The sequence below is a fragment of the Amycolatopsis rifamycinica genome, from assembly GCF_000695625.1.
Classification (GTDB): Bacteria; Actinomycetota; Actinomycetes; order Mycobacteriales; family Pseudonocardiaceae; genus Amycolatopsis; species Amycolatopsis rifamycinica.
Window position 1 is genome coordinate 44,220 of the sequence record NZ_JMQI01000019.1, and the last position, 25,731, is coordinate 69,950.

General features: G+C 72.8%; 25 protein-coding genes. 10 read left to right on the forward strand and 15 right to left on the reverse strand.

Annotated features, from left to right (window positions below; genetic code table 11):
* Positions 1–7: 7 nt before the first annotated feature.
* From DV20_RS09235 to DV20_RS09260, 6 genes are read right to left on the reverse strand one after another with little or no spacing between them, the layout of a single operon-like run.
* The gene (locus tag DV20_RS09235) at positions 8–871 is read right to left on the reverse strand and encodes an aldo/keto reductase (protein WP_043778382.1); all 864 of its coding nucleotides are present in this window, start codon (positions 869–871) and stop codon (positions 8–10) included.
* Positions 871–1,890 (reverse strand): ABC transporter permease, encoded by a 1,020-nt coding sequence (locus DV20_RS09240; protein ID WP_043778383.1) that lies wholly within the window; start codon positions 1,888–1,890, stop codon positions 871–873. Before DV20_RS09240 ends, DV20_RS09235 begins: the two co-directional genes overlap by 1 nt.
* Positions 1,883–3,382 (reverse strand): sugar ABC transporter ATP-binding protein, encoded by a 1,500-nt coding sequence (locus DV20_RS09245; protein ID WP_043778385.1) that lies wholly within the window; start codon positions 3,380–3,382, stop codon positions 1,883–1,885. Before DV20_RS09245 ends, DV20_RS09240 begins: the two co-directional genes overlap by 8 nt.
* A 22-nt stretch (positions 3,383–3,404) precedes the next feature.
* Positions 3,405–4,469, reverse strand: a complete 1,065-nt coding sequence (locus tag DV20_RS09250; RefSeq protein ID WP_043778386.1) for a sugar ABC transporter substrate-binding protein — start codon at positions 4,467–4,469, stop codon at positions 3,405–3,407.
* A complete protein-coding gene (locus tag DV20_RS09255; RefSeq protein ID WP_043778388.1) occupies positions 4,466–5,239 on the reverse strand; it encodes an SDR family NAD(P)-dependent oxidoreductase in 774 nt (257 codons plus the stop codon). Before DV20_RS09255 ends, DV20_RS09250 begins: the two co-directional genes overlap by 4 nt.
* Positions 5,236–6,558: an enolase C-terminal domain-like protein gene (locus DV20_RS09260; protein ID WP_043778389.1), complete on the reverse strand. Its 1,323-nt coding sequence runs from the start codon at positions 6,556–6,558 to the stop codon at positions 5,236–5,238. Before DV20_RS09260 ends, DV20_RS09255 begins: the two co-directional genes overlap by 4 nt.
* Positions 6,559–6,740: 182 nt before the next feature.
* Here DV20_RS09260 and DV20_RS09265 point away from each other — a divergent pair, with 182 nt between their 5' ends.
* The 6 genes from DV20_RS09265 to larE are packed head-to-tail and all read left to right on the forward strand — an operon-like array spanning position 6,741 to position 12,315.
* Positions 6,741–7,592, forward strand: a complete 852-nt coding sequence (locus DV20_RS09265; protein WP_043778390.1) for a fumarylacetoacetate hydrolase family protein — start codon at positions 6,741–6,743, stop codon at positions 7,590–7,592.
* Positions 7,589–8,431, forward strand: coding sequence for an amidohydrolase family protein (locus tag DV20_RS09270; RefSeq protein ID WP_043778392.1), 843 nt, complete (start codon positions 7,589–7,591; stop codon positions 8,429–8,431). Before DV20_RS09265 ends, DV20_RS09270 begins: the two co-directional genes overlap by 4 nt.
* On the forward strand, positions 8,428–9,708 hold the full coding sequence (gene larA / locus DV20_RS09275) for a nickel-dependent lactate racemase (RefSeq protein ID WP_043778394.1): 1,281 nt from the start codon (positions 8,428–8,430) through the stop codon (positions 9,706–9,708). Before DV20_RS09270 ends, larA begins: the two co-directional genes overlap by 4 nt.
* Entirely contained in the window at positions 9,705–10,376 is a 672-nt protein-coding gene (gene larB / locus DV20_RS09280; RefSeq protein ID WP_043778396.1) for a nickel pincer cofactor biosynthesis protein LarB, read from the forward strand. Before larA ends, larB begins: the two co-directional genes overlap by 4 nt.
* Positions 10,373–11,506 carry a nickel pincer cofactor biosynthesis protein LarC gene (gene larC, locus DV20_RS09285; RefSeq protein WP_043778398.1) on the forward strand — a complete coding sequence of 378 codons (1,134 nt, stop codon included), beginning with the start codon at positions 10,373–10,375 and terminating at the stop codon, positions 11,504–11,506. The genes larB and larC overlap by 4 nt, the downstream gene beginning before the upstream one ends.
* Positions 11,506–12,315 (forward strand): ATP-dependent sacrificial sulfur transferase LarE, encoded by an 810-nt coding sequence (gene larE, locus DV20_RS09290; protein ID WP_051735866.1) that lies wholly within the window; start codon positions 11,506–11,508, stop codon positions 12,313–12,315. Before larC ends, larE begins: the two co-directional genes overlap by 1 nt.
* Positions 12,316–12,361: 46 nt before the next feature.
* On the opposite strand, the gene DV20_RS09295 is transcribed toward larE, so the two are convergent.
* Positions 12,362–13,369: a helix-turn-helix transcriptional regulator gene (locus DV20_RS09295; protein ID WP_043778509.1), complete on the reverse strand. Its 1,008-nt coding sequence runs from the start codon at positions 13,367–13,369 to the stop codon at positions 12,362–12,364.
* 111 nt (positions 13,370–13,480) lie between these two features.
* On the opposite strand from DV20_RS09295, the gene DV20_RS09300 reads away from it, so the two are divergent.
* Complete coding sequence (locus DV20_RS09300) at positions 13,481–13,945, forward strand: VOC family protein (RefSeq protein ID WP_043778400.1); 465 nt, start codon at positions 13,481–13,483, stop codon at positions 13,943–13,945.
* A gap of 15 nt (positions 13,946–13,960) precedes the next feature.
* Here the strand turns inward: DV20_RS09300 and DV20_RS09305 are convergent, their stop codons facing one another.
* Together DV20_RS09305 and DV20_RS09310 are read right to left on the reverse strand one after the other, a co-directional pair.
* Positions 13,961–14,902: a GlxA family transcriptional regulator gene (locus tag DV20_RS09305; protein WP_043778402.1), complete on the reverse strand. Its 942-nt coding sequence runs from the start codon at positions 14,900–14,902 to the stop codon at positions 13,961–13,963.
* 40 nt (positions 14,903–14,942) lie between these two features.
* On the reverse strand, positions 14,943–15,971 hold the full coding sequence (locus DV20_RS09310; RefSeq protein ID WP_235190757.1) for a YbhB/YbcL family Raf kinase inhibitor-like protein: 1,029 nt from the start codon (positions 15,969–15,971) through the stop codon (positions 14,943–14,945).
* A 78-nt stretch (positions 15,972–16,049) separates the two neighbouring features.
* On the opposite strand from DV20_RS09310, the gene DV20_RS09315 reads away from it, so the two are divergent.
* The gene (locus DV20_RS09315; RefSeq protein WP_043778404.1) at positions 16,050–16,697 is read left to right on the forward strand and encodes a GntR family transcriptional regulator; all 648 of its coding nucleotides are present in this window, start codon (positions 16,050–16,052) and stop codon (positions 16,695–16,697) included.
* Positions 16,698–17,198: 501 nt separating this feature from the next.
* Here DV20_RS09315 and DV20_RS09320 read toward each other — a convergent pair.
* The gene (locus DV20_RS09320) at positions 17,199–18,095 is read right to left on the reverse strand and encodes an aldo/keto reductase (protein ID WP_043778405.1); all 897 of its coding nucleotides are present in this window, start codon (positions 18,093–18,095) and stop codon (positions 17,199–17,201) included.
* Between the two features lie 85 nt (positions 18,096–18,180).
* On the opposite strand from DV20_RS09320, the gene DV20_RS09325 reads away from it, so the two are divergent.
* Complete coding sequence (locus tag DV20_RS09325) at positions 18,181–18,753, forward strand: TetR/AcrR family transcriptional regulator (protein ID WP_043778408.1); 573 nt, start codon at positions 18,181–18,183, stop codon at positions 18,751–18,753.
* A 62-nt stretch (positions 18,754–18,815) separates the two neighbouring features.
* Here the strand turns inward: DV20_RS09325 and DV20_RS09330 are convergent, their stop codons facing one another.
* From DV20_RS09330 to DV20_RS09350, 5 genes are all read right to left on the reverse strand, one after another.
* Positions 18,816–19,508 carry a glycoside hydrolase family 12 protein gene (locus tag DV20_RS09330; protein WP_043778409.1) on the reverse strand — a complete coding sequence of 231 codons (693 nt, stop codon included), beginning with the start codon at positions 19,506–19,508 and terminating at the stop codon, positions 18,816–18,818.
* Between the two features lie 169 nt (positions 19,509–19,677).
* Positions 19,678–21,390 carry an amylo-alpha-1,6-glucosidase gene (locus DV20_RS09335; protein ID WP_043778411.1) on the reverse strand — a complete coding sequence of 571 codons (1,713 nt, stop codon included), beginning with the start codon at positions 21,388–21,390 and terminating at the stop codon, positions 19,678–19,680.
* Positions 21,391–21,414: 24 nt separating this feature from the next.
* Positions 21,415–22,224, reverse strand: coding sequence for a carbohydrate ABC transporter permease (locus DV20_RS09340; RefSeq protein ID WP_043778513.1), 810 nt, complete (start codon positions 22,222–22,224; stop codon positions 21,415–21,417).
* An 11-nt stretch (positions 22,225–22,235) separates the two neighbouring features.
* The gene (locus tag DV20_RS09345; RefSeq protein WP_043778412.1) at positions 22,236–23,183 is read right to left on the reverse strand and encodes a carbohydrate ABC transporter permease; all 948 of its coding nucleotides are present in this window, start codon (positions 23,181–23,183) and stop codon (positions 22,236–22,238) included.
* 8 nt (positions 23,184–23,191) lie between these two features.
* A complete protein-coding gene (locus DV20_RS09350) occupies positions 23,192–24,421 on the reverse strand; it encodes a sugar ABC transporter substrate-binding protein (RefSeq protein ID WP_043778415.1) in 1,230 nt (409 codons plus the stop codon).
* Positions 24,422–24,579: 158 nt separating this feature from the next.
* On the opposite strand from DV20_RS09350, the gene DV20_RS09355 reads away from it, so the two are divergent.
* Positions 24,580–25,593 carry a LacI family DNA-binding transcriptional regulator gene (locus tag DV20_RS09355; RefSeq protein WP_043778417.1) on the forward strand — a complete coding sequence of 338 codons (1,014 nt, stop codon included), beginning with the start codon at positions 24,580–24,582 and terminating at the stop codon, positions 25,591–25,593.
* Positions 25,594–25,731: the final 138 nt, after the last annotated feature.

Sequence of the window (25,731 nt, forward strand, 5' to 3'; positions counted from 1 at the left end):
AGCCCGGTCACGGCGTCGGCGTACCCGCGGCAACCAGTCGCGACACCAGATCCGGCGGTACCTCCCGGCGGAAGGCACTGACGTTCGCCCGTACCTGGGCGGCGCTCGTGGCCCCGACCAGGACGGAAGTGACGGCGGGGTGCGCGGCGGCGAACGCCAGCGCGCACGCGGCCAGCTCGTACCCCGCCGACACGGCGATCTCCTGCATGCGCCGCGCGCGGGCCAGCAGTTCCGCCGGCGCCGGGGCGTAGTCGAACCAGGCGCCCGGGCGGGGGTCGATGAGCAGCCCCGAGTTGAACACCCCGCCGAGCACGACGTCGACCCCGCGCTCGCCGCACAGGTCGAGCAGCCGCTCGCCGCCGCGGTCGAGCAGCGTGTACCGGCCGGCGAGCAGGACGATGTCGACGTCGAGCCGCTCGACGAACCGAGCGGGCATCTGCCACTGGTTCATCCCGACGCCGATCGCGGAGACCACGCCTTCGTCGCGCAGCCGGCACAGTTCCGGCCACGCCTCGGAGGCGGCTTGCTCTTCGTGGTCGTCGGGGTCGTGCAGGTAGACGATGTCGACGCGGTCGAGGCCCAGTCGGTCGAGACTGCCTTCGATGCCCCGGCGGACAGCGGCGGCGGAGAAGTCGAAGAAGCAGCCGCCGTCGGTGAGCGTCCGGCCCGCTTTCGTCGACACCACGAACGAACCCGCGGGAAGCGCCCGGCCGAGCCGGCGCTCGGCCAGCCCGAACCCGTAGTAGGGGGCGGTGTCGAAGTACCGGACGCCGGCCGCGGCCGCCGCGGCGACCACGTCCGCGGCGGCCTCGTCGTCGATCTCCCCGAAGACGTCGCCCAGGCCCGCGGTGCCCAGGCCGAGGTCCGCCATCAGGTCTGCCGCTTGCCGCTGGTGATGCGGGACATCACCAGCGCGATGAGGATGATCGCGCCGTTGAGCGCGCCGATCCACTGGGCGGGCACCCCGGCCAGGGTCAGCACGTTCTGGATCATGTACAGCAGCAGGATGCCGGTGAACGCGCCGAAGAGCGTGCCCCGGCCGCCGTTCAGGCTCACCCCGCCGATCACGGCGGCGGCGAACACCGTGAAGATGTAGCCGTTGCCCTGCGCCGCGGCCACCGAGGCGAGCCGTCCCGACAGCAGCAGCCCGCCGAGCGCGGCCAGCACGCTCGCTCCGATGAGGACGATCCACACGATGCGGTCGGTGCGGATGCCCGCGGCCTTCGCCGCGTCCTCGTTGCCGCCGATCGCGTACAGGCTGCGGCCGAACCGGGTGTAGCCGAGCAGGACGATCCCGCCGGCGAACAGCAGCACGCAGATCCAGATCGACGCCGGGATCCCGGCCCACAACGTCGTGCCGAGGTAGAGCAGCGAATCGGGCAGGCCGAAGAAGGTCTGGCCGCCGGAGATCCCGGTGAGCAGGCCGCGCAGCACGATCAGCATGCCGAGGGTGACGACGAACCCGCTCAGCCCGAACCGGACGATCAGCAGGGCGTTGAGCGCCCCCACCACCACGCCGACCACGAGCACCACGAGCACGGCGGACCACGACGGCAGCAGCCCGAGCGAGTGGCCGCCGCCGATCGTCAGCCAGGCCGCCACGCCGGGCGCCAGGCCGAACGTCGATTCCAGCGAGAGGTCCATCTTGCCGACGACCAGGACCATCGTCTGGGCGAGCACCAGCAGCGCGATCTCCGACATCGTCTGCAGGATGTTGATCACGTTGTCGTACTGGAGGAACACCGGGTTCACCAGCTGGCCGACGACGGCGATCGCGATGATCCCGGGTACCAGCGCGAAGTCGCGCAGCCGGGCCAGTGCGATGCGCCGGGGCGGGGCGCCGGGTCCGGTCCGCGGCGGAACGCCCACCGCGGCGGGGCTGTCAGGCATCGAGGTCGACTCCTTCCATGGCGGCCACGACCTCGCGGTCCTGCCAGCCTGCGGGGATTTCGGTGGCGATCCGGCCGTGCACCACGACCAGCAGCCGGTCGCACAGACGCAGGTCGTCCACCTCGTCGGAAGCGATCAGCACCGCGGTACCCGCCGCGGCGGCCTCCGCGACCTTGCCGAGGAGGAACTCCTTGGAGCGCACGTCGACGCCGGCCGTCGGGGTGATCAGCACGAGCAGGCGGGGGTCGCCCGCCAGGGCACGGGCCATCACGACCTTCTGCTGGTTGCCGCCGGACAGCGCGGACACCGCCAGCTCGGGGCCGGGGGTCTTGACCGCCAGCCGCGTGATCAGGTTCCCGGCGAGCCGGTCACGCAGACCGGACCGGACGAAGATGCCGGGGCCGAGCCGGTCCATGACGCTCATCGTCGTGTTGTCGGCGATGGACATCTCCGGCACGAAACCCTGGTGGTGCCGGTCTTCCGGGACGAACCCGACGCCCGCGGCCAGCGCGGCCGGGACGTCACCGGGCCGGGGACGGCGGTCCCCGACGAAGACCGTGCCGGAGGTGGGTTTGCGCAGCCCGGCCAGTGCCTCGGCGAGCTCGGTCTTGCCGCTCCCGCCCGACCCGGCCAGCCCGACGATCTCCCCCGGCGCGACGTCGAACGTCACGTCCTCGAAGTACGGGGCGAGGCTCAGGTCGTCGACCCGGAGCACGGGTTCGGCGCCGCGGCGGACCGACGACGCCCGTTCCTGCGTGGTGACCGCGTTCTCGCCGGTCATCGCCGCGACGAGGTCGGCCTTCGGCAGCTCGGCGACCGGCGCGGTGAGGACGTGCCGGGCGTCCCGGTACACCGTCACCGTGTCGCAGATTTCGTACACCTCCTGCAGGTGGTGGCTGATGAACAGGAAGGTGACGCCCTGGCGCTGCAGGTCGGCGATGTGCCCGAACAGCCGGGTGATGGCGGCGCCGTCGAGCTGCGTGGTCGGCTCGTCGAGGATGACGAACCGGGCGCCGAACGACAGGGCCCGCGCGATCTCGACGAACTGCCGCTGCTCGACGCTCAGCTCCCGGGCCGGGCGGTGCACGTCGACGTCCACCGACCAGCGTTCCAGGAGTTCGCCCGCCGAACGGCGCAGCGCGGCCCAGCGGACGAAGCCGCCGCGGGTCTCCTGCCGGTTGAGGAACAGGTTCTCCGCCACCGACAGCTCGGGGATGATCGTCGACCGCTGGTACACGCACGCCACCCGCGACCGCCAGGCGTCCCGGTCGGACAGGGCCGGAGCCGGTTCCCCGTTCAGCCGCACGGTACCGGCGTCGGGCTCGGTCAGTCCGGTGAGGACCGACACCAGGGTCGACTTGCCGGCCCCGTTGCGGCCGACCAGTGCGTGCGTCTGTCCGGGTAGGACGGTCAGGTCGGCTTCGTCCAGCGCGACCGTGGCGCCGTAGCGCTTGACCACCTGACGGGCCTCGACGACCGGCACGGTGTTCATGTTCGTTCCTCTCCGCAGCGCTTCAGCTCTTGCTGTTGCCCCACAGGGACTGGTCGTCGACCTTGACGCTGCTCACCGGGCCGAACGTGGCGCCGTCCGCGGTGACCAGCGGCGCGGCCAGCTGGTCTTCCATCAGGCCGTCGCGGACTCCGATGATGGTGCTGTCGTGGTCGGTCTTGCCCGGCGACGGCGTCTTGCCGGCGATCGCGTCCTTGACGTACTGCAGGGCGTACTTGGCGAACAGGTCCGCGGGCTGGGAGACCGTCGCGTCCATCTCGCCGGCCCGGATCTTGGCGAGTTCCTCGGGGATGCCGTCGTTGGACACGATGAACACGTGCTTCGGGTCGCTCGCCGGGACGGCCAGGCCACGCTGCTTGAGCAGCTGCAGCGTGCCGGAGAGGGCGAAGCTGGACTGCATGTAGACGCCCTTGATGTCCGGGTTCGCCGTCAGCCGCGTCTGGAGCTTCTGGGCCGCGGTGTTGGCGTCCCAGTTGGTGGCCTCGCCGAACACCGTGATGCCGGGGAAGTCCTTCTTCATGCAGTCGTTGAAGGCTTCGGTGCGGTCCCGGCCGTTGATGGACGCCAGATCGCCCTGCAGCATGACGACCTTGCCCTTGCCGCCGAGCTTGGCGCCGAGGAACTGGCAGGCCTTCTCGCCGTAGGCGCGGTTGTCGGCCCGCACGACCATGTAGACGTTGCCCTGGTCGGGCCGGGTGTCCACGGAGACGACCGGGATCTTCTTGGTCGCGAGCTGCTGCAGGGTCGGGATGATCGCCGCGGTGTCCTGCGGTGCCATGACCACGCCCTTGACGCCCTGGCTGATCATCGTCTGCACGTTGGCCGTCAGGTTGGCGACGTCGTTCTGCGAGTTGGTGGTCTTGAGGTCGAGGCCGAACTGGCCGGCGAACTGGGGCACGTACTTGATGTAGGCGTTCCAGAAGTCGGTGTCCGAGCGTGGGTAGTCGACCCCCACGACGGTTCCCCCCGAAGCGGCGGTCGAGCCGCCGCCGCTGCAGCCGGCCAGTGCGGCCGCGGTCAGGACGCCGGCGGTGACGACGGCGGCGGCGCGCAGGTGCTGGAACTTCATGACCTCTCCTCGTTGACAGGTTTCGGGCGGAGACGGAGGCCGGACATCCCGCCGTCCACGGCGAGATCGGTGCCGGTGGTGGCGCCGGAGTCCGGGCCGGCCAGGTAGCAGATGGCCGCGGCGACCTCGTCGGCGGTGACGAGCCGGCCGGTGGGCTGACGTGCGGCGAGCGCGGCCAGCTCGGCCTCGGGATCGCCGGCCGTGGCCAGCAGCCGGTCGATCCACGGGGTGTGCGCGGTGCCGGGGTTCACGCAGCACACGCGGATGCCTTCGGCCAGGTGGTCGGCGGCCATCGCGCGGGTGAGCGCGAGCACCGCGCCTTTCGTGGCGCTGTAGAGCGCTCGCTGCGGCAGCCCGGCGGTGGCCGCGATCGAGCAGGTGTTCACGATCGCCGCCGCGGCCGACTCCCGCAGGTGCGGCAGGGCGGCGCGGGTCACCCGCACCATGCCCACGACGTTGACGTCGAAGACGCGGTGCCACTCGGCGTCGTCGTTGTCCTCGACGGTTCCCTGTGCCCCGATCCCGGCGTTGTTCACCAGGACGTCCACGCCGCCGAGGTGCTCGGCCGCGGCCGCGACCGCGGTGCGGACCGAGCCGTCGTCCGAGACGTCGGCCCGCACGCCGGTCAGTGGCTCTTCGACCTTTTCGTTCAGGTCGAGGCAGACGACCCGCGCGCCCCGCCGGGCCAGCATCCGCGCGGTGGCGAGCCCGATCCCGGACGCCCCGCCGGTGACGATCGCCCGGACGCCGTCGAACTCCCCGCCGCTCACGCGACCACCACCGCGTCCCGCTGCCAGACCGGGCCGTCGGGGAACCGGTACTGCGCCACGGATTCCGCGTGCAGGCGTGCGCCGAGGCCGGGCTCCCGCGGGGCCAGGTAACGGCCCCGCTCGATGCGGACCGGGTCGACGAAGTGCTCGTGCAGGTGGTCCACGTACTCGATGACGCGGTCGGTCCGGGTGCCGCTCACCGCGACGAAGTCGAACATCGCCAGGTGCTGCACCATCTCGCACAGCCCGACGCCGCCGGCGTGCGGGCACACCGGGACGCCGAACTTCGCGGCCAGCAACAGGATCGCGATGTTCTCGGTCACCCCGGCGACCCGGCTCGCGTCGAGCTGGAGGATGTCGATCGCCTCGGCCTGCAGCAGCTGCTTGAACATCACCGCGTTGTGGGTGTGCTCGCCGGTCGCCACCTTGATCGGCGCGACCGCCCGGCGGATCGCCGCGTGGCCGAGGACGTCGTCGGGCGAGGTCGGCTCCTCGATCCAGTACGGGTCGAACTCGGCGAGGGGGCGCAGCCATTCGATGGCCTGCCCGACGCCCCAGGCCTGGTTGGCGTCGATGGCGATCCGGATGTCCGGCCCGACGACCTCCCGCGCGAGCCGCAGCCGGCGGATGTCCTCGTCGAGGTCGGCGCCGACCTTGAGCTTGATCTGGGTGAAGCCGTCGGCGACCGCTTCCGCCGAGAGGGCCGCGAGTTTCTCCGGCGAGTAGCCGAGCCAGCCGGGAGTCGTGGTGTAGGCGGGAAAACCGGACTCCAGGAGTTCGGCCTGGCGGCCCGCGCGGCCCGGTTCGGCGCGGCGCAGGATGTCCAGGGCTTCGTCGCGGGTCAGGGCGTCACGCAGGTACCGGAAGTCGACCAGGTCCACCAGCTCTTCCGGCGGCATCTCGGCGAGCAGCCGCCAGACCGGCTTGCCTTCGCGGCGGGCCCGCAGGTCCCACGCCGCGTTGACGATCGCGGCCGCGGCCATGTGGATCGCGCCCTTGTCCGGGCCCAGCCACCGAAGCTGGCTGTCCCCGGTCAGCCGGCGGGAGAACGCGCCGAGGTCGGCGAGCGCCTCGGCGACCGGCATCCCGACCACCAGGGGCACGAGCGCCCGGACGGCGGCCACCTCGACGTCGTTGCCGCGGCCCACGGTGAACGCGAGGCCGTAGCCCTCCTCGCCGGCACTCGTGCGGATGGTCACGTAGGCCGCCGAGTAGTCGGGTTCGGGGTTCATCGCGTCCGACCCGTCCAGGCTCAGCGAAGTCGGGAAGCGCACGTCCACGGCGTCGATGGCGCTGATCACTTCGGCCAACGGGGCCACCTCTCCTTCGGGGCAGACAACATATGTATGGCTACGCGCCGACCCATGGATTGTCCAGACTCGATCCGTAACACGGCCATAACTTGGACGTTCAGTCACGATCGACTACTTAGAGCACTAAGACATATGATGACCGCTCTGACCTTTGAACGAGACATCATATGTCTGCTACGGTCCGCCGCATGCGCTTCCAACGCCTCGGCGACGCCGGCCGCGAGATCCCCGTCGTCCTCGACGAAACCGGTGCGGCGCGGGATCTGCGGGCGCTGACCCCGGACATCGACGGCGCCTTCCTCGCCACCGGCGGCGTGGCGCGGACCCGGACGGCGCTGCGCGACGGGACCCTCCCGGTCCTCGACCCGGCCGGCCTGCGCGTCGGCGCCCCGGTGGCCCGGCCCGGGCTGCTCGTCTGCATCGGGCTGAACTACTCCGACCACGCCGCGGAGACCGGCGCGGCACCGCCCACGGAACCGGTGGTGTTCCTCAAGGCTGCCAACACGATCGTCGGCCCGGACGACACCGTGCTCATCCCGCGGACCAGCACCCGCACCGACTACGAGGTCGAACTCGCCGTCGTGCTCGGCGGGCGGGCGCGGTACCTGGCCACGCCGGAGGACGCCGACGCGGTCATCGCCGGCTACGCCGTCTCGAACGACGTCAGCGAACGCGACTTCCAGCACGAACGCGGCGGCCAGTGGACCAAGGGCAAATCCTGCGAGACGTTCAACCCGCTCGGCCCGTGGCTGGTCACCCCGGACGAGGCCGGCGACCCCCAGGACCTCGGCCTGCGCCTCGCCGTCAACGGGCAGCCGCGCCAGGACGGCACCACGAAGAACATGCTCTTCGGCGTCCGGCACATCATCTGGTACCTCAGCCAGTTCATGGTGCTCGAGCCGGGCGACGTCGTGAACACCGGGACGCCGGCGGGCGTGGCGTTCGGCGCCAACGACTTCCCCTACCTGTCCGAAGGGGACGAAGTGACCGTGGCCATCGACGGCCTCGGCCGCCAGCACCACCGGATCGGCCGCGCGTGACCGGCCGGCGCGTCGACGCGCACCACCACCTGTGGCGCACCTCCGCCCGCCGCCACGCGTGGCTGGACGGCGAGGACACCGCGGCCATCCGCCGGGACTTCACCCCGGACGACCTGCGCGTGGCCGCCCTGGGGATGGACGCCACCGTGCTCGTCCAGGTCCTGCCGGAGTTCGACGAGTCGGTGGAGTTCCTCGCGATCGCGGCCGCCGAGCCGCTCATCGCCGGCGTGGTCGGCTGGATCGACCTGACCGGTTCGCCGGCGCGGGACATCGACCGGCTGCGGTCGGCACCGGGCGGCGAACTGCTGGCCGGCGTCCGCCACCTCGTCCAGGCCGAGCCCGACCCGCGCTGGCTGGAACGCGAAGACGTCCTGGCCGGGCTCGCGGCGGTGCGTGACGCCGGGCTGGTGTACGACCTGCTCGTGCGGCCCCATCAGCTCCCCGCGGCCACCGCGGCGGTCCGCGCGCTGCCGGAGCTCACCTTCGTGCTCGACCACCTCGCGAAACCGCCGATCGCCGCCGGGGAGCTCCAGCCGTGGGCGACGGAGCTGGCCCTCCTGGCCCGCGAGCCCAACGTCGTCGCCAAGCTGTCCGGTCTGGTGACGGAAGCCGGCCGGCCCTGGCGGGTCGAGGATCTGCGGCCGTACGCGGAAACCGCGCTCACCGCGTTCGGCCCGGACCGGCTGATGCTCGGGTCCGACTGGCCGGTGTGCCTGCTCGCCGGCACGTACGCGGAAGTCATGGACGCCGCCGACCGCCTTCTGGAAGACCTGACGCCGTCCGAACGCGACGCCGTCCGGGGCGGAACGGCGACCCGCGTCTACGGGCTGGCGCCATGACCGCCCGGACCGTCCGGCTCGCGTACGGCGAAACCGGCCTGGACCTGGTCATCGATCCGGCGGTCACCACCGTCGTGACGCCCGTGCACCACCCGGTCACCGAACCCGCGGACGTGCTGCTGCGCCGGGCGTTGCGGGAACCGGTGGCCGGGCCGCCGCTGCGCGCGCGGGTGCGGCCGGGACAGACCGTCGCCATCTCGGCGTGCGACGGGACGCGGCCGCAGCCACGCGAACTGATGATCCCGGCCATCCTCGCCGAACTCGACGGCGTCGTCCGCCTCGACGACGTCGTCATCCTGGTCGCCACCGGCACCCACCGCGGCAACACCGACGCCGAACTGCGCGCCATGTTCGGGGACGACGTCGTGGACACCGTCCGGATCGTCAACCACGACGCCCGCGACCGCGCGAGCCTGACCTGGCTGGGGCGCCACGGCGACGACGTCCCGGTGTGGCTGAACAGCGAGTGGGTCGCCGCCGACGTGCGGATCACCACCGGGTTCGTCGAACCGCACTTCTTCGCGGGGTTTTCGGGCGGCCCCAAGCTCGTCGCGCCCGGGCTGGCGGCCCTGGAGACCGTGCTGGTGCTGCACGACGCCCGCCGGATCGGGCACCCCGACGCCACCTGGGGGATCACCGAAGGCAACCCCGTGCACGACGACGTCCGCGCGATCGCCGCGGCCACCGGCGTCACCTTCGCCCTCGACGTCATCCTCAACCGCGACAAGGCGGTCATCGGCGCCTTCGGCGGCGACCTGCTCGCCATGCACGCGGCCGCGGCGCGCGCCGCCCGCGACGTCGCCATGCGGCCGGTGCCGGCGCCGTTCGACGTCGTGGTGACGACCAACTCCGGCTATCCGCTCGACCAGAACCTCTACCAGTCCGTCAAAGGGATGTCGGCGGCGCACCGGATCACCAAGCCGGGCGGGACGATCGTCTGCGCCGCGGAGTGCCGGGACGGGTTCCCCGACCACGGCTCCTACCGCGAAGTCCTCGCTTCGGCGAGTTCGCCCGCGGCCCTGCTCGCCGAGATCGCGGCCCGTCCCGTGACCGTGCCCGACCAGTGGCAGGTCCAGATCCAGGCGAAGATCCAGGACGACTGCCGGGTCGTCGTGCACACCGGCTCCCTGACCGAGGCCGACCTCGCGACGGCCCACCTGACCCGGACGACCGACATCGCGGCCACGGTGGCCGAGGCCCTCGACCGGGCCGGGCCGGGCGCGCGGGCCTGCGTGCTGCCGGACGGCCCGCTGACGATCCCGTACGTGCGGCCATGAGCAGCGCCGACCTCGGCTTCGCGCGCGTCGACCTGGACCGCGAACACCGGCAGGGACTCCCGGAAGTCGTTTACGGGCCGGGGAAAACCCCTTCGCAGATCGCGGCCATCGTCCGGACGCTGCTCGCCCACAACACCGGGCCGGTCCTGGTCACGCGGGTCGACGCCGAGCCGGCTCGGGCCGTGCTGGCCGAGGTCCCCCGTGGCCGGTACGCGGCCGGCGCGCGGCTGCTGGTCTGGCGCCCGGCCCCGGTGACCGCCTTCACGGTCGCGGTGGCCGCGGCCGGCACGTCCGACGGCCCGGTCGCCGAGGAAGCCGCGGAAGTCGCCGCGGCCGTCGGCCTCTCGGTGCGGGCCGTCACCGACGTCGGGGTCGCCGGCCTCCACCGCCTGCTGGCCGAGCGGGACCGGCTGCGCGAAGCCGACGTGGTCATCGTCGTGGCGGGCATGGAAGGCGCGCTGGCTTCGGCCGTGGGCGGGCTGGTCGCCTGCCCGGTGATCGCGGTCCCCACCTCCACCGGGTACGGCGCGAGCTTCGAAGGCGTCACCGCGCTGCTGGCCATGCACGCCTCCTGCGCGGCCGGGATCACCGTCGTCAACATCGACTCCGGGTTCGGCGCGGCGATGGCCGCCTTCCGGCTCGCCCAAGTGCTGCGGAGGCCACGGTGAGGATCTGCGTCGTTTCCCCGTTCACCGGACTGGCCGGGGACATGCTGCTGGCCGCCCTCGTCGACGCCGGCGCGCCGGCGGACCGCATCCGGGCCGCCGTCGCCTCCAGCGGGCTGACGGGCTGGGACCTGCGCGTGGAGTCCCTGCTCACCCACGGGCTGACGGCGGCTCGCGCGCTCGTGGCCGTCACCGACGACGCGACCAGCCGTTCCGCGGCCGAACTGATCGCCATGGCCGGGCGCGTCGAGCCCGCGCCGGTCGCGGAACGAGCCGTTGCCGCCCTCCGCGCGATCGCCGAAGCCGAAGGCAGGCTGCACGGGGAACCGCCTGAGCGCGTCCACCTCCACGAACTCGGCGGGCACGACACGCTCGTCGACGTCATCGGCGTCTGCGCCGCGCTGCACGCCCTTGACGTGTCCACTGTGTACTGTGGCGCGCTCCCCCTCGGCACCGGCACCGTCCGCACCGCGCACGGCGTCCTCCCCTGCCCCGCCCCCGCGACCGCGGCGCTGCTGGCGGGCGCGCGGACGGTGGGGAGCGACCTCGACGGCGAGACCGTCACGCCGACCGCGGCCGCGCTGCTGAAGGCCGTCAGTGCCCGGTTCGAGCCGCCGCCGGAGTTCCGCCTGCTGGCCACCGGCTACGGCGCGGGCACCCGGCCCCTGCCGGACCGGCCGAACGTCGCGGTCGTGTACCTCGGCGAGCCGGGGGACGCCGGCGCTCGCACGCTGGTGGTGCTCGAGACGAACCTCGACGACGTCACCGGCGAGGTGCTCGGGCACGTCGTCGGCGAACTCCTGTCCGCCGGCGCGCTCGACGCGTGGATCAGCCCGGTGACGATGAAGAAGGGCCGGCCGGCCCACGTCCTGCACGTGCTCGCCGAGCCGGAGCACGCCGCCCGGCTCGGGGACCTGGTCCTCGCCGAAACCGGCAGCCTCGGGCTGCGCGAGTACCCGGTCCGCCGCACCGCGCTCGCCCGGGAAACCGAAACGGTCGACGTCCTCGGGATGCCGGTGCGGCGCAAGCGCGGACCGCACGGGGCGAAACCCGAGCACGACGACGTCGTGGCCGCCGCGCGCGAACTCGGGCTGCCGGCGCGGGTCGTCGCGACGATCGCCGCGGGCCGCTGATGAACGGCACCCGGCTCGTCGCGCACCTCGCCGGGATCGGCCGGCTCGCGGTGGCGTTCTCCGGCGGTGCCGACTCGGCGCTGGTGCTCGCGGCCGCCGTCCGCGCCCTCGGCCCGGCGGACGTGCTCGCCGTGACGGCGAACTCCGCCAGCCTGGCCGCGGTGGAACTGGCCGCCGCGCGGGAGATCGCGGCCGACCTCGGCGTCCGCCACCTCACCCCGCCGACCGGCGAACTGGCCGAGCCGGGGTACACGGCCAACGGGCGTCAGCGGTGCTACTTCTGCAAGACCACCGTGCTCACGGCGATCGCCGAAGTGGCCGTCGATCACGGGTTCCCGGCGCTGGCCACCGGCACGAACGCCGACGACGCCGTCGACCCGTTCCGGCCGGGCATCCGCGCGGGCGACGAACTCGGCGTGCACACCCCGCTGCGGACCCTCCGGCTGTCCAAAGAGGACGTGCGCGCCATCGCCCGGCACTGGGGCCTGGACTGGGCGGACAAGCCGGCGGCGCCCTGCCTGGCGAGCCGGGTCCGCTACGGCGTCCCGATCACGACGGCCACGCTGGCGCGGGTGGAACAGGCCGAATCGGCGGTGCGCGCGTACCTGGACGACCGTAGCCTGCCCTCCCGTGACGTGCGCGTCCGCGACCTCGGCGGAACCGCCCGGATCGAGCTCGACGCCGCCGTGGCCGCCGAGGTCCGCGACGACCCGCGGTTGGTGGATGCCGTGCGGGCGCGTGGTTTCGCCGAGGCGGCCGTCGCGCCCTTCCGCTCCGGCGGCCTCAACCACGAATCCACGGCGGGGTGAGGCGTTCAGCCGTCGAGCCGCCGCCGCCCGGGCGCCGTCACGGAGCTCAGCGGCCCCGCGATCCCGGGCGGCCGGCGTCACCGGCCGCGCGGGTGGCCCGGCCGGCCAGGTCCGCGAAGGCCGCGCGCAGCTGCGGCGGGTCCACCACTTCGAGCTCGCCTCCGAAGCGCAGCAAGCCGGCGGCGAGCGCCGCCCAGGACCAGGACCCGGTCAGCAGCCGGGTCTTCCCCGGGGCGATTTCCGCCACGACGCCGTCGCCGGCGAACGGCGCCACCTCGGCCACCGGCAGGGCGAGGACCACCTCGCCCCGGCACGGCCACGCATCCGCGTCGGATCCCTTGAAGCGGGCGGAAAGGAACGTCGCGACGTCGCCGCCCGGCACCTCCCGCGGCGTGAACCGCGGTCCGTTCGGCACGCGCAGGCGCAGCCGGTCGACGCGGTAGGTCCGCCAGTCCGCGCGGACGGCGTCCCACCCGACCAGGTACCACCGTCCACTCCGGACGACGAGGTGGTGCGGCTGCACCCGGCGCGGCGGCCGGGGTCCGTCGTCCGCCGGACGGGACGGGGACTCGTAGTCGAACCGGATCTCCTCGGTGGCCCGGATCGCCGCACTCAGCGCCAGCAGGACCTCCGTGCCGACCTGGACCCCCGCGCCCCCGGCGGCGGCGACCTCCAGCCCGTCGACGCGCTGCCGCAGCCGCGACGGCAGCACCTGGCGCACGGTGGCCAGCGCCCGCGCAGCGGCTTCCTCGATGCCCGCGCCGGTCCCGACGGCGATCCGCAGCGCCACCGCGAGCGCGACCGCCTGGTCCTCGTCGAACAGCAACGGCGGCAGGTGGCTGCCGGCTTCGAGCCGGTAGCCGCCGTCGGGTCCCTTGACCGCCCGCACGGGGTAGCCGAGCTCCCGCAGCCGGTCGACGTCCCGGCGCACGGTCCGCTCGCTCACACCCAGCCGGCCGGCGAGCAGCGCGCCGGGCCAGTCCCGGCGGGCCTGCAGCAGGGACAGCAGCGAGAGCAGGCGACTCGAGGTCGCCGTCGAGGACGCGGTCGGCACGGATTTCATGGTGCCACGAGAAGCGGACGTTCCCTGACCGCTACCGCTGCGATCGTGGCTCTCGTCGCCGGGACCTCCGAGCGACACCACTCCTCGAGAAAGACCGATTCCATGTCGCTCACCGCTGTCGCCCACCTCAACTTCACCGGCCAGGCCCGCGAGGCGCTCGAGTTCTACCGGTCGGTCTTCGGCGGCCAGGCCACGATCGTCACCTACGGCGACTTCGGGATGCCCGCCGCACTGCCCGACGCGGGCAAGGTGGTGTTCGGCCAGGTCACCGCGGACAACGGCTTCAGCGTCATGGCCTACGACGTCCCCGGCACCGACGGCCCGGCCACCCCGGCCGCGCCGACGACGCGCCGCGAAAACGGCACCACGATCACCAAGGAGCCCTTCTTCCTGTCCGTCCGCGGCGCCACCGTCGAGGAGGTCTCGCCGGTGTGGAAGGGCCTGGCCGAGGGCGCGACCGTCATCGAAGAGTTCGGCCCGGCCCCGTGGGCGCCGGCGTTCGGCATGCTGGCCGACCGCTTCGGCGTCACCTGGATCATCGACGTCGCCGCCGGGTACCAGGGCTGATCGGGAACCCGCCCCTCACCGGGGCCGGAACGTCTTCCGGTACGCGCTCGGGCTGACCCGCACGGTCTGGGCGAACTGGACGCGGAAGTTGCTCGGCGACGGGAAGCCGACCTGGCCGGCGATGCGGTCGATCGTGTGGTCGGTCAGCTCCAGCAGCTCCTGCGCGTGCCGGATCCGCACTCCGGTCAGCCACTGGATCGGGCTCTGCCCGGTCTCGGCGTGGAAGTGGCGGGTCAGCGTGCGGGTGCTCATGCCCGCCGCGTCGGCGATGTCGGCGAGGGTGAGCGGGCGGTGGGCGTTCTCTTCGATCCACGCCAGCGCCTTCTCCAGCGTCGCGGTCTGGTAGGTCGGCCGGTTGCGGAGGATGTACTGGCCCTGCCCGCCGGTGCGCTGCAGCGGCGCGACGGCCAGCCGGGCGGCGTCGGCGGCCACCGCGGCGCCGTAGTCGCGTTTCACGATGTGCAGGCACATGTCCAGGCCCGCCGACGCGCCCGCGGACGTCAGGATCTGCCCGTTGTCGACGTAGAGCGCGTCCGGTTCGACCCGCACCGCCGGGTACCGGCGGGCCAGCTCGTCGGTGGCGAGCCAGTGGGTGGTCGCGCGCTGCCCGTCGAGCAGCCCGGCCTCGGCCAGGGTGAAGGCGCCGACGCAGATCGAGGCGACCCGCGTCCCGCGCGCCACGGAAGCGCGCAGGAACTCCGCCACGCCGTCCGGTGCGGGCCGGTCGGGGTCGTTCCGCCCGGGGACGACGACGAGGTCGGCGCGCACGACCTCGTCGAGCCCGGCGTCGACCTGGAGCCGCACCGGACCGGCCCCGACCACCGGCTCCGGCCCGGCGACGACGACCCGGTAGCCCCCGCGGCCGTCCGGCAGCCGGACCCGGCCGAGCGTTTCGATCGGTGTGGCCAGATCGAAGGCGATCACGTCGTCGAGCGCCAGCACCGCAACCGTGTACATAGCGCAAACGTACGCCGCGTGGCGGGATCCAGTCGGCCGGCTACCTTCGGGCCATGCGCCGGCGGACGGTGCGTTCCAGGATGCCGAGGGTGGCTTTGAGGGCGGACTCGGGGACCACCGGAAAGGTGAGGCGCCGCTTCCACCCTTCGGGGATCTCCGACCAGTCGTAGTAGGACGTGACGCGCGTGCCGCCTTCGGCCGGCTCCAGCCGGTAGCCGTAGACGTGGCGGACGTGCGACCCGGTCCGGCCCTCGACGGTCCAGGCGATCTCCTCACCGGGGACGAGCTTGGTGATGACGACCTCGACGTCGTACTTGCCGAGGGGAACGTCCCCCAGCGCGTCCCGGTCCATGTGCACCACGAACCGGTCGCCGGCCCGCTCGACCGGGTGTCCCTCGGCGGCCATGAGCATGCCCGACGCGTCGATGTCCACGTGTCCCTGCGGGTCGGTCAAGACCGCGAAGACGGCGTCGGCGGGCGCCGGGACGACGCGGGAGACCTCGAGGCGTTCGACGACCTCGCCCGGGGTTTCCGCGGTGGCGGTCAGGACCGCGCGGCCGAGGACGTGCCCGGCCATGGTGAAGCCGAGGACGGCCGGGGTGGCCTCGGCCGGGACGCCGATCGAGGCGACGTCGAGGGCGTGCACGACGAAGAAGTAGCGGTGCGGGCCGTGCCCGGCCGGCGGGGCCGCGCCGACGAACCGGGCCTGGCGGGTGTCGCCCGGAAGCTGGAAAGCGCCGTCCGGCAGGCCCGAGCCGGTGTCGTCCCCCGCCCCCTCGGGCAACTCGGTGACGGTGGCGGGGATGTCGGCGACGGCCCAGTGCCAGAACCCGGAGCCGGTCGGGGCGTCCGGGTCGTAGACGGTGACGGCGTAGCTCTTCGTGCCTGCCGGAGCACCACTCCAGGACAGCTGCGGGGAGAGGTCTCTCCCGGACCGGTGCGCGGGCGGCAGGGTGGCGCCGTCGGTGATCGTGGTGCTGGTGACGGTGAAGGAAGCCGCCTCGGGCAGGCGGGCGAAGGGGTCGTTCATCGGATCGGTCGTCTCCCAGTGCTGGATTGCGGTCTCCATCGACCATAGCACTAATAATCGATTATCTCGGGGATCGTCTATGCTTCCGGGGTGACAGAAGCTCCATCGGGACGGCCGATGCTCTCCGAGCAGGTCCACACCCACCTGCGGGACGCGATCATGCACGGGCGGTACTCCCCCGGCGAGGCGCTGAAACCGCAGGACCTGGCCAAGGAACACGGCGTGAGCCTGGCCGTCGTGCGGGAAGCGCTCGTGCGGCTGGTCGGCGACGGCCTCGCCGATCGCCTGCCCAACCGCGGCTTCGCGGTCCCGCACATCTCCGACCGCCGCTGGCAGGAAGTCGCGGAGGCCCGCCGGACGGTCGAACCGCTCGTGCTGCGCCTGTCCCTCGAGCGCGGCGACCTCGCCTGGGAGGCGCGGGTGCGAGCCACGCACCACCGGCTGGCCCGCACCCCGGCGTTCACCCCCGGCGAGGGCCGCCACTACCGCGGCGAATGGGCCGAAGCCCACCGGATCTTCCACCGCACGCTGCTCGAAGGCTGCGGCAACCCGGTGCTCCTGGAGACGTTCGACCGGATGTGGACGGCGAGCGAGCTGGCCCGCCGCTGGTCGGCCCACCGCACCCCCGGCCGCGATTACCTGGCCGAGCACGCACTGCTGGAGCAGACGGCCTTGGCCCGCGACGCCGACGCCGCGGCCGAAGCCCTGACCCGGCACCTCACCTCGACCGCGGCGGGCCTGACGGACGATCCGCCGCAGGCTTGACCCCGCCTGCGGGACAGCCGGCGCACTGCTGCCGCCGCGGCTGAGGCGGCTCGCTCGCCGATCGGGGCGCACCCGCCGGGTGCGCGCTCAGCCCCGCCGCGGCCACGGCCGTCCGGCGGTTCGCTCGACGAGCGGTCCACACCCACCCGGGTGCGCACTCAACCCCGCCGCAGCCACGGCCGTCCGGCGGCCCGCTCGACGAGCGGGCCACACCCACCCGGGTGCGCGCTCAGCCCCGCAGCGGGGCACCCGACGCACGACCGCCGCCGCGGCCGCGGCGGCTCGCCCGACGATCGAGGCGCACTCGCTCGGGTGCGCGCTCAACCCCGCCGCGGAGGGCACCCCGCGAACGACCACCCCCGCGCCGCGACCGTCCGAGGTCCGCTCGACAACCGGGGCACACCCGCCCCGGTGCACGCTCAGTCCCGCCGCGGAGGGCACCCGGCGCCGCCGCCGAGGCGGCCCGCTCGACGAGCGGGCCACACCCACCCAGGCGCCCGCTCAGCTCAGGGTGACGTCCATCGACCGGGCCGGGATCGCGTTCAGCGCGGCCAGCGTCTCGCCGTCGAGCGCGATGTCCGCGACGGCGAGGTTGGCTTCCAGGTGCGCCGCGCTCGCGGTGCCCGGGATGAGGTGGACGTTCGGCGCCCGGTGCAGCAGCCAGGCGAGGCCGACCTGCGCCGGCGTCCGGCCCAGGGCTTGCGCGGCCGCCTGGACCGCGGGCTCGTCGGTCACCTTGGGCACCCCGGGGAACGCGCCGCCCAGCGGGAAGAACGGCACCCAGGCCACCCCTTCCGCGACGCACAGCTCCACCATGTCCTCGTCGTCGCGGCCGACCAGGCTGTAGGCGTTCTGCACGCACGCGATCCCCGCCGGGAGCGCCCGGCGCAGGCCGTCGAGGGTGACGGCGCTGAGCCCGATCGCGCCGATCTTGCCCTCGTCGCGCAGGGCCGTCATCACCTCGAGCTGGTCGTCGAGGCCGACGCGCTGGTCACCTTCGGCGACGAGGCCGGGCAGCCGGTCGGCGCGGCGCAGGTTCACCAGCGGGATGCGGTCGAGCCCGAGCGACCGGAGGTTGTCCTCGACGCTCGCGCGCAGCTGTTCGGGCCGTTGCGCCAGGCGGAGCGGGATCGGGCCGCCGGGGTCGGGGTCGGCGCCGACTTTGCTGGCGATCAGGACGTCGTCGCCGGGCCGGAGGGCTTCGCGGATGACGTCGTTGACGAAGCCGTTGCCGTAGAACTGCGCGGTGTCGACGTGGTCGACGCCGAGGTCGATCGCCCGGCGCAGGAGGGCGACGGCCGCGGCGCGGTCGTCGTGCAGGCGCTCGAGCTGCATCGCCCCGTAGCCGACGCGGCAGACGGTGCGGCCGGCGAGCGGGCCGCGGGCGGTGGAAGGCATGGGGGTCCCCGTCCTCGTGCGATGATGACTAAGCGGAGGAGCCTCCGCTCGAGCCGACCGTAGCACAACCGGAGGTGCCTCCGCTTTGCCTTCGCCTGATCCCACCCGGCCCGTGCGCTCGGACGCGCGGCGCAACCGGGACAAGCTTGTCGCCGTGGCGCGCGCCGCGTTCGCCGCCGACGGTCCCGTCGCCCTCGAAGCCGTCGCCCGTGAGGCCGGCGTGGGCATCGGGACGCTGTATCGGCATTTTCCGACGCGGGAGGCTCTGGTCGAGGCCGTCTACGCGGCGGAACTCGACGATGTCACGGCCAGCGCGCCGGCCCTGCTCGAAGAAATGGCCCCGGAGGACGCGCTCCGCGCGTGGATGGATCGGTACGCGGCGTTCGTGGCCACCAAGCGGGGGATGGGGGATCTTCTCCGCGCCAGTGTGGCGTCGGGCCGGATCGCCACGCCGGCGACGCGGCAGCGCATCACCGCGGCGATCGGGGCGATCCTCGATGCCGGGGTGAAGGTGGGAACGTTGCGGGGTGGGGCCGATCCGGAGGATGTGACGCTGCTGCTGCTCGGGGTTTTCCTGTCCACTGCCGGCGAGCGGGATGCCGACCGCACTGCGCGGATGCTCGATCTCATCGTTGCCGGGCTGCGGGTGGATCGCTGATTCGGAATACCCGGGACGAGGAGGTGCAGGGCAGGTGCGGTGCCCGATCCTGCACCTCCCGGTCAGGATGCCGAAACGGAATAGCTGTTCGACGTGAAGTTCAAGCCGCCCGACGATGAGGTGATTTCGAAGCCGAACTGGACTTCGCCCAGGGTCACGTCGCCGAACCAGCCTCGGCTCCTGATCCAGTTCAGCACCGCGAGGATGTCGACGGTGCCCGCGTTCGTGTTCGACGTGCGGAGGAACGAGAACACCGCGTTCGATCCGTTCGATCCCTTGTAGACGTCCCAGGTGTGGCCGCCCACGGTGACCGTGGCCTGCCTGGTGCCCAGGGGGCCCACCGCGCCCTGCTTGTTCACCCACAACATGATTTCGTACGCGTTGTTGTTCGCCCAGATGTCATAGGCCGTCTCGTACGCGCCGGCGCCCGGGCGGGTGACGCTGAAGCTGCTGGAAACCTGGCGCAGGGAACCGATCGTGCGGCCGACGTTCTTCGCCGAGTGGGGGTACGACTTGATGCCGCCCGTGTTCGGGTGGTCCGCCCACACTCCCCAATTGCTGAAGGAGTTCGCCCAGATCGTCTGCGGGCCCGCGCCGCTGCCCCAGACGTCGTTGCGGACGGTGTACCCGCCGTTGGACCAGGTCGCCCATTTGTCCGAAGACGACCAGGTGGCCGCCTCGGCCACCCCCGCGGTGGTCGCCACCACGGCGGCCGCGGTCAGTGAGACGAGCAGGGAACGCACGGCTTTGTGCATGGGTTCGCCCTTTCCCGGGAATCGAACGGGGAGACCGGGACGACTATTGCAGTCAGCTTGTGCGCTGGTCAAGATTCCGTTCGTTATTCACCCCCTTCGACCGAAGTGAACAATGACTTCGACGATTTCAATGGCGGCGGTCGTCGATTCGGTCGAATGAACCGGAATATCATGAAGGCGCTTCTTCCGCGTGCCGTCGTTCGGCGTCGGCGGCGAGCAGGAGGTAGGCGGCCGCCGTCCAGGTGTAGGCGCGGTCGCGCAGGCCGTCGCCGGTCAGCGCGTCGAAGTTCTCGGCGAACCCGGACTTTTCGCACACCGCGCGGAACCGGGCGCTGACGCGGTCGGCGAGGTCGGTCGCGCCCGCGCGGCGGAGGCCGTCTTCGACCAGCACGGTGACGGGTGCCCACACCGGCCCGCGCCAGTAGCCGTCCGGCTCGTAGAACGCCGACGACGGCCGCTCGGTTGCCAGGCCGATGCCGGTCAGGTGCGCTTCCAGTCCCGCCACCACCTTGTCCCGGACCTCCGGCGGCAGGTGTTCGCCCAGCACGATCGGCATCAGCTCCAGCAGGCTCGCCCCGGACCGCACCTCCCCGGTCGCGGCCGAGCGGCTGATGAACTTCGTGCCGTCCCACAGCTCGTCCAGCAGGGCCGCCAGCATGCGTCCGGCTTCGGCGTCCCACCGGGCGGCCGCGCCGGGGTCGCCCTGCCCGGCGGCCAGCACGGCCAGCTCCTTCAGCTGCAGCACCAGGAACGCGGCGAGGTCGGGCGTCTGCACGAGCCGCCGCTCGGCGAACGGCGTCGCGTTGTCCCAGCCGCTGTCGTTGCCGTGCTCGTAGTGGGCGAACGGCGCGCCGGGCACGCGGCGGTGCTCGAGCCAGAACGTCGTCCACGCCGCCAGCTGCCGGTACGCCGGCCCGGGATCGGGCAGGCCACCGGGAAGGCGGCCGCGCAGGCGGCTCAGCGCCCAGCCGTGGATGGGTGGTTTGACGAAGTTGCGCAGCACCTCGGCGTGGGTGATCGAGTCCGGCAGCGCCCCCCGGTCGTCCTGGTGGTCGAAGACCACCTGGAACTGGTGCCAGGCCAGCTCGGGGCGGCCCCCGGCCAGCGCGAGCGCGTTGAAGCAGTGGTCCCAGCTCCACACCTTGTCCATCCAGTGCTTCGACATCAGCACGGCGGGACGGCCGACGAACCCGGCGGGCGCCACGACGGCCGACCAGAGCACGTAACAGGCGAGCTCGGCCGCCGGCGTGCGCTCGCCGCGCCACGGCGCCACCGCGTCGGCGAACCCCGCGAAATCCGTCCGGGCGGCGGTGACCACGTCGCCGAACGCCGATGCCGGCACATACGGCTCGCGGGCGCCGGGCAGCTCCTCGATCGCCACCTCCCAGGCGTCGCCGCTCACCACGACGGCGCGCTCGGCGGTGGCCAGCGCTTCGGCGCCGACGTGCCGCGTCTGTCCGAAAAGGACGGTGACCCGGTAGCGCTGACCGGTTTCGTACGAGGTGAACACGGCCGAGCCGTCGACCGGATCGGCGAAGAAGTAGGTACCGGTGAACGGCGTCAGCGTGGGCTCCGCCGCCCGGATGCGCAGGTCGAGGCCGCGGCCGGCGATCCGGAGCGTGTCCGGTGCCGCGTACGCCGCGGTGATCCGCCGGTCACCCTCGCCCCAGGTGAGCGCGGACGGCGTGGCGGCGGCCGGTACCGCCGCCCGCTCCCCGGCGCGTTCGGGGATCAGCGCCAGGACGGCGTGCATGCCGTGGCGGTGGGACACCAGGTGCAGGTCGCCGGCGTAGGTGGCCTGGGCCACCACCGGGGAGACGTCGAACCAGGATCCCGGGTGGCTGAAGGGGATTTCCCGCAGCGAAAATTCGCCCGTGGGCACAGAGGTCGTCCTTTCCGAGAGGGCTCAGTCCTTGACGGCGCCCGCGGTGACGCCGGCGGCGACGAACCGCTGCGCCAGCACGAGGAGCACCGCGGCGGGCACGGAGGCGACCACCGCCGTCGCCATGATGGAGTTCCACTCCTGGTTGTTGTTGCCGATGTAGCGGTAGATGCCCAGGGTCAGCGGCCGCATCGAGCCGCCGCCGTCGAGCGTCGCCGCGAAGACGAAGTCCGACCAGGCCCACAGGAACGAGAACAGCCCCGCGGTCACCACCCCGTTGCGGCTCGCGGGCAGCACCACCGACCAGAACGCGCGCACCGCGCCCGCGCCGTCGATCGTGGCCGCCTGGACGAGCTCGTCCGGGACCGAGGCCATGAACGAGGTGAGGATGAGCACGGCGAAGGGCACCGCGATCGTCGAATCGGCGAGGACCAGGCCCCAGGCGGTGTTCGTGATGCCGAGGGTGACGTAGATGCCGTAGAAGCCGAGCGCCATGATGATGCCCGGGATCATCTGCGCGACGAGCAGCACGAACCCCAGCGCCCGGCCGCCGCGCGGGCGCAGTTTGGCCAGCGCGTACGCCGAAGGCGCGGCCAGGGCCAGCGTCAGCGCCACGGTGCCCAGCGCGACGAAGAGGCTGGTGGCGAAGTACGGCAACTGCTCGCGCAGCACCCGTTCGTAGCCTTCGAACGTCGGCGCGGCGGGGAACCAGTCGGGCGGCGACTTGCGCATCCGCCCGGCCGGGGTCAGCGACACGTTGACCATCCAGTAGACGGGGAACAGCATCACGGCGGTGAGGACGAGGCCCACCGCGGTGCGCCAGCGGCGGATCACCCAGCGACCGATCACACTGCCTCCTGCCTGCGCTGCGCGCGGATGTAGAGCAGCCCGGCGACCAGGGCCAGCAGGATGAGCACGTTGCCCACGGCCGCGCTGGGCCCGAACCGCGGCAGCATGCTGCCGAAGCCGAGCTGGTAGGACCAGGTGGCCAGGGTGGTCGACGAGCCGCCGGGGCCGCCCTTGGTCATGATCCAGATGACGTCGAAGACCTTCAGCGTGTAGACCAGGCCCAGCAGCAGGGTGATCGCCGAAACTCCGCGCAGCAGCGGGAAGGTGACGTGCCGGAACCGCTGCCACGCCCCGGCGCCGTCGAGCGACGCCGCCTCGTCCACCTCGGCCGGGATGTTCTGCAGGCCGCTGTGCAGCACGACGAGGTTGAACGGCACGCCGATCCAGATGTTGGCGATGATCACCGAGACCAGCGACCACGCCGGCGACGTCAGCCAGTCGATCCGGCCGGCGCCGAACCAGCCCAGCACGGAGTTGACCACGCCGGACTCGCTGTTGAGCAGCCACGCCCACGTCGATCCCGAGACGATCAGCGGCAGCAGCCACGGCACGAGGAACAGCGCGCGCAGGGTCGGACCCAAGCGGAAGTGGCGGGCGAAGAACACCGCCGTCGCCAGGCCGATGCCGTACTGGAAGAGCAGCGACGCGGCGGTGAAGACGAGCGTGTTGAGCAGCGCGGTGCGGAAGGTCGGATCGGTGAACACGACCGCGTAGTTGTCGAACCAGACCACCGGCGCGCCGCCGTGGACGAAGGTGCGGACGGTGTAGTCGCGCAGGCTGAGGTCGACGTTCGTCACCAGCGGATAGCCGTAGCACAGCACGAGGTAGGCGACGAGCGGGGCGAGGAACGCCCACGCGAGCAGCCGCTGGTGGCGGCGCCGCCCGGCCCGCCCGGGTGCTCGCGCGTCCGGACGGGCGGTGACCGGCTGACGGGTGTCCAGCACGAGCCGGCCTACTTCGCCGACGCCGCGGTCGCCTGCGCCGCCGCGAGCGCCGCGTCCGGGGCCTTGGCGCCGGTGAGCGCGGCCTGCACGCCACCCCAGAGCGGTTCGGAGATCCGCGGGTACCGGGTACCGAGGTTGTCGCCGGTGCGGCCCTTCGCGACCTTGACCGCCTCGACCCACACCTTCAGCTCCGGCTGGGCCGCGACCTGCTTCTCCTGCACCGACGGCACGGCGGAGACGTAGGTCAGCGCGGTGTCGGAGTCTCCGACGTTGGCCGGGCTGGTCAGGCAGGACGCGATCTTGCCCGCGGTCTTCTCCGCGTCCGGGCTGCTCTGGGCGGGCACGGTGACGAACTCGCCGCCGGTCGGTGCCGGCGCCGCTCCCCCGGTGCGCGCCGGGATCGGGAGGACGCCGTAGTCCAAGCCGGCCTTCTTCGCGTTCTGCAGCTGCCAGGTGCCGTTCTCGGCGAAGGCGTACTCGCCCGTCGCGAACTCCTGCCAGCTGGTGGTCTGCGTGTTGCCGACCACCGAGTTCGGCGCGTACCCCTTGTCCAGCCAGGACTTCCACTGCGTGAGCGCCGCGACGGCGTCGGCGGAAGCGAGGTCGGTCAGGTTCGCGCCCGAGCCCCAGAACCACGGCAGGAACTGGAAGCTGCCTTCCTCGGTGCCGATGGCGGAGAACGTGATGCCCTTCTTGCCCGCCGCGTGCACCTTGGCCAGCGCCGCGTCGAGCGAGGCCCAGTCCTTCACCGACGCCGGGTCGACGCCGGCCGCGGTCAGCACGGCCTTGTTGTAGTAGAGGGCGAGCGTGTTCGCCCCGATCGGGACGCCGTACACCTGGCCCTTGACGTCGGCGGCGGCGAGCAGGTTGGGGGCGACCTGCGCGGCGTCGAGCCCGGTGTCCGCATTGGACTTCAGCACCCCGCCCTCGGCCAGGGTGGAGACGACCGGGTTGTCGACGACGAGCACGTTCGGCGCGGTGTTCTGCTGGGCGGCGAGCAGCACCTTGTTGGTGAGGTCGGTCGTGTCGAACGCCTGCCGCGCGATCTTGACCCCGGCGTCGGCGCCGCACTTGTCGACGACCTTGGCCCACGCGGAGCTCGCGTCGAACTGCGGGTAGGGGTCCCAGACGGTGAAGGTGCCGCCGCCCGCCGTGGGAGCGGGCCCGGAGGAGCAGGCGGCCAGTGTCGTCGCGGCGACGGCCACCGACAGCAGCCGGGTGATCGGGTGACGCTTCATGGGAGGTCCTTCCTGTCGGCACCTGCGGCGACGTCCGCCGCCTCATCGAACCGGTTCGACGATGGCGAGCGGCGTCACCGTAAACCCCGAGGACACTCCGGCGCAATACTGCGTGTACTACGATCGAACCGGTTCTGAGCACCGGGGTCAGGAGTGGCATGAACATCGGGGAGATCGCGCGGCGCGCGGGGGTTTCGCGCAGCACCGTGTCGTACGCGCTGAGCGGCAAGCGCCCGGTGTCGGCGGCCACCGTCCAGCGCATCAACGACGTCATCGCCGAACTCGGCTACCGGCCCAACGCCAGCGCCCGCGCCCTGGCCGAAGGCCGCACCCGCACCCTCGGCCTGGTGGTTCCCCCGGCCAGCCGCCGGCTGACCGACGTCCAGCTCGGGTTCGTCGGCAGCGTCGTCGACGCGGCGGCGGCCCACGACCTCGACGTCCTGCTGTCCCCGAGCGGCGGCGACCACGACCGCTCGTTCGAGCGCATCGTGACCGGCCGGCGCGTCGACGGCGTGATCCTGATGGAGATCCTCCTCGAGGACCCGCGGGTCGAGCGGCTGAGCCAGGCGAGCCTGCCGTTCGTGACGATCGGCCACGTCGAGCACCCGGGGGCGTCCTGGTGGGTGGACGTCGACTACGGCGCCCTGATCACGCGCTGCGTGCACCACCTGGCGGACCTGGGCCACGAAGAGGTGGTGCTGATCAACCGATCGGCGGAGCTGGTCGCGGCGGGCTACGGGCCGGCCCTGCGCTCGGCCACGGGCTTCCTCGACGCGACGGCAGCCCGCGGCCTGACGGCCCGCACGGTGTGCTGCGCCGACGAAGCGGCGGCGGGCCTGGCCTGCTTCGAGCAGATCCGGGCGGAGTGGCCCGCGGTGACGGCGGCGGTGACGATCAACGAAGCGGCCCTGCCGGGCGTCCAGCGCGCGTTGCACCGGGCGGGCCTCGAGGTGCCCCGCGACTTTTCTTTGACGGGCGTGATCGCCGAGCGCCTGGCCGAGGACTTCCACCCACCCCTCACGGCGGCCGACGTGCCGGCCGTGGAGCTGGGCAAGCTGGCGGTGGATCTGTTGCTGGCCCAGATCGCGGACGCCGGCGCGGAACCACGGCACGCCCTGCTGGAGCCCCCGATCTCGCTGCGGTCGAGCACGGGCGCCCGGCGCCGCCACTGACCGGCGGCACGCCCGGCCCGGGACGCACACCCACGGCGGGCCGGGACGCAACCACCTCCCGCCACTCACCGGGCACTTTCACGTGAAAGTGCCGCCTGGGCGAACGCCGGGCGTGGACCCGGGATCGGCGACGTTCAC